At 73.6% G+C, this 2215-nt stretch carries 3 protein-coding genes; all 3 read right to left on the bottom strand.

Features of this window, described 5'->3' with window-relative positions:
* Window positions 1-382: VOC family protein (locus H5J30_RS28505; protein WP_181790165.1), on the bottom strand; the 382-nt coding region annotated here is incomplete at its 3' end.
* Between the two features lie 64 nt (window positions 383-446).
* Window positions 447-1271 carry a siderophore-interacting protein gene (locus H5J30_RS28500; protein WP_181790164.1) on the bottom strand — a complete coding sequence of 275 codons (825 nt, stop codon included), beginning with the start codon at window positions 1269-1271 and terminating at the stop codon, window positions 447-449.
* The coding region (locus tag H5J30_RS28495) for an ABC transporter substrate-binding protein (protein ID WP_181790163.1) at window positions 1268-2215 on the bottom strand (948 nt) is incomplete at its 5' end. The genes H5J30_RS28500 and H5J30_RS28495, both read right to left, overlap by 4 nt.

The following is a 2215-nucleotide window of genomic DNA, read 5'->3' as shown; positions in this document are numbered from 1 at the left end:
AGTGCTGCGTCGCCTCCCGCTCGGCGGCGCTGCGCAGCACGCAGAACTCGTTGCCCTCCGGGTCGGCGAGGACCGCCCAGCCCGTACCGTCCGGATTGCGGTGGTCGGCGACGAACGCGGCGCCGAGGCCGAGCAGCCGCTCCACCTCCTCCTCGCGCCGGGTCGCGGGCCGCAGGCACAGGTGGATCCGGTTCTTGCCGGTCTTGGGCTCCGGGACCTGGTTGAAGTGCAGCACCGGGCCCTCGGGCAGCAGCACCTGCGTCTCCGGCGAGCCCGGTCCGTCCTCCGGATGGACCGGGCTGCCGGTCACCGCGCTCCAGAAGAGCGACAGTTCGTAGGCGTCGGCACAGTCGATCGCGATGTTCTGCACTACCGAGGTCATGGACGCACCCTGCCCCAGGGCCCCGGACCGCGCCACCGGATTACCCCCCGACGGCGCACCGCCGTCAGGCGGACTCCGCCGCCGCGAGCAGCTGGTCCTCCGTGGTGCCGCGCCGCCAGTAGCCGGAGAACGTCACCGCCTTGCGGTCGAAGCCCCGTTCGCGCACCAGATGGCGGCGTACGGCACGGACCGTCGCCGACTCCCCGGCGATCCAGGCGTACGGCGTGCCCCCGGGCAGCTCCGCGGCGCGCAGGGCGTCCTCCACCGGCGCGTCCCGGCCGCGTACGAGCCAGGTGACGTCGGCGTCCGCCGCGGTGGGCGGCTCCAGGCGGTCGCCGCCGTCGGCCACCTCGATCCAGGCGCGTACGGGCACGCCCGCGGGCAGCGCCGCGAAGATGCCGGCGACGGCGGGCAGCGCGGTCTCGTCGGCGGTGACCAGCATCCAGTCGGTGCCGTCCGGCGGGCGGAAGTCGTACGCCACGTTCTCCGCGACGATCGGGGCCAGCACGCTGAGCCGGTCGCCGGGGGCGGCGCCGAGCGCCCAGCGGGACCCCGGGCCGACCTCGCCGTGCACGGCGAAGTCGACCACGAGCCGGTCGGGTGCGCGATCGAGGCTGCGCGTCGTGTACGTGCGCATGATGCCGCGCACCGCAGGGTCGAGCGCCTGCCAGGCCGGGTACCAGTTGCTGCCGTCGTCGTCGGGCATGACCGGCGCGTCCTGGCCCGGGTGCGGGAAGAACAGCTTGATGCGCTGGTCGCGGCCCGCGGACTCCATCGCGGCGAGCCGCGGGCCGGCGAACTCGACCCGGATCATGGTGGGCGACAGGCGCTCGACGCCGGCGACGGTGATGTCGAAGAAGCGGAACGGGTTGGCGGTCGCGGCGCTCACCGGATCACCTGCTTCGCGTCGCGCAGGGCGTCGGTGAGCGCCTCGATCAGCGGCGCGTGGCCGGCGTAGCTGTGGTGCGCCTCGCTCTGCCACGGGATCACCTGCCCGGCGGCGACCGCGGGCAGCCGGCGCCAGGTCGGCTTGGACTCCGCGAGCTGGTCCGGCTGGAGGTTGCCGGTGCGCCGGTCGACCATGATGACGTCGGCCTCGAACCGGTCGATCGTCTCCCAGCTCGACTCCTCCCAGAAGCCGCGCTCGCCGGGTTTGCCCGGGGTGACGAACTCGACGCCCAGTTCCTTGTAGTAGCGCAGGTCCCCGAAGTCCTCGGCGACGGCGGCGTAGAGCATCTCGGCGCTGGCGGAGACGGCGAGGACCTTCAGGCCGCGGCGGTCGCCCGCGGTCCTGGTCAGCGTCTGCGACGCCTTCTCGAAGCGGGACTTGGCGCGTACGACCTTGTCGGCGCCCGGGTCGGCGCCGAGCACCTCGGCCAGTTCGGCGTAGCGCCCGATCGCCGTCGTCAGGGTGGTGCCGGAGGTGCGGATCCCGACGGCGGGGGCGAGGGAGGTGATCTCCTCGGTGCTCTCCTCCGGCAGGTACCACAGCACCGGCGGCTCCTGCATGTTGGTGACCAGCAGCTCCGGCCGCAGCGAGGCGTACTTCTCGACGTTGAACTGGCCGTAGGCGTTGCCGAGGACGGTCAGCTCGTCCACGTCCAGGTCGCCGGCCTGGAGGTCGCGCTCGCCGTCCGGTGTCGTCGTCGGGCCGAAGACGCCGGTGCACTCGATGCCGAAGTCGTGCAGCGCCGCGGCAGAGGCGACGTAGGCGATGATGCGCCGGGGGGTGCGGTCCACCCTGGCGACCTCGCCGCGGTCGTCCTCGAAGCGCCAAGCGCCGTCCCCACCACCGGAGTCCGCTCCGCCGGAGCCGGAGTCGTCGCCGCAGGC

Origin of the sequence: Streptomyces phytophilus, from assembly GCF_013870535.1 — a bacterium.
Lineage (GTDB): Bacteria > Actinomycetota > Actinomycetes > Streptomycetales > Streptomycetaceae > Streptomyces > Streptomyces phytophilus.
This window is presented reverse-complemented; position numbering and strand designations above follow the sequence as displayed.